Origin of the sequence: Dactylosporangium aurantiacum (assembly GCF_000716715.1) — a bacterium.
Classification (GTDB): domain Bacteria; phylum Actinomycetota; class Actinomycetes; order Mycobacteriales; family Micromonosporaceae; genus Dactylosporangium; species Dactylosporangium aurantiacum.
This window is the reverse complement of the sequence record NZ_JNYJ01000195.1, coordinates 1-253: the sequence shown is the minus strand read 5'-3', so window position 1 is coordinate 253 and position 253 is coordinate 1. Positions and strand designations below refer to the sequence as shown.

Here is a 253-nt window from a genome sequence, read left to right as displayed (position 1 = left end):
AGTGCCCCATCAGCAGCGCTCAACTCGACCGTCAGGTCATACAGGTCCGCGGCGCCGTAGCCACGCGGCCACCACAGGCGCACGTCCGGCACCCGCACCCGCAGCGATGCCTCGACCTGCCCTGCCGCGACCGGCACCGTCGTGGTGACACCGGCGACCGTCGCGGTCACCGTCAACGGTGTGTCCGCGGCCCGCTCCAGGACGATGTGCACGTCCACGACACCGTCAGCACCGTCGACCGACACGAGGGGCC

1 protein-coding gene is annotated in these 253 nt (G+C 71.5%); it reads right to left on the bottom strand.

What is annotated here, in order from left to right; all coding sequences use genetic code 11:
- Positions 1-218 (bottom strand): hypothetical protein (locus OP18_RS50875; RefSeq protein ID WP_211273943.1); only part of this gene is annotated, 218 nt, incomplete at its 3' end.
- Between the last annotated feature and the right edge of the window lie 35 nt (positions 219-253).